At 52.9% G+C, this 348-nt stretch carries 2 tRNA genes; both read right to left on the bottom strand.

What is annotated here, in order from left to right:
* Nucleotides 1–51: 51 nt before the first annotated feature.
* Nucleotides 52–127, bottom strand: a tRNA-Ala gene (locus tag AB4Y35_RS42150).
* 94 nt (nucleotides 128–221) lie between these two features.
* Nucleotides 222–298, bottom strand: a tRNA-Ile gene (locus AB4Y35_RS42145).
* Nucleotides 299–348 lie beyond the last annotated feature (50 nt).

The following is a 348-nucleotide window of genomic DNA, read 5'->3' as shown; positions in this document are numbered from 1 at the left end:
GAACCGCAAATACCTTTCGATGTTTGCATCAATGACACCAGCATTGAGGATTGGTGGAGGATGACGGGATCGAACCGACGACCCCCTGCTTGCAAAGCAGGTGCTCTCCCAGCTGAGCTAATCCCCCGCTCGTAACCACTCAAACTCAGGTTCATCCGCTTAACTCCCTTCGGGAGTGGGATGCTCGTAAGTGCTAAAGCACTAACGATCATCGCAAAAGATGGTGGGTCTGGATGGATTCGAACCATCGACCCCCGCCTTATCAAGACGGTGCTCTAACCGACTGAGCTACAGACCCCTGAGTCTGTCTTTCTTACAGCCGACAAGTGTGAGCGCTTAAAACGCGTG

The sequence above is a fragment of the Paraburkholderia sp. EG286A genome (assembly GCF_040965375.1).
In the GTDB taxonomy this organism is placed as follows: Bacteria; Pseudomonadota; Gammaproteobacteria; order Burkholderiales; family Burkholderiaceae; genus Paraburkholderia.
The sequence above is the reverse complement of the archived record's forward strand: the minus strand, read 5'-3'. Positions and strand labels throughout refer to the sequence as shown.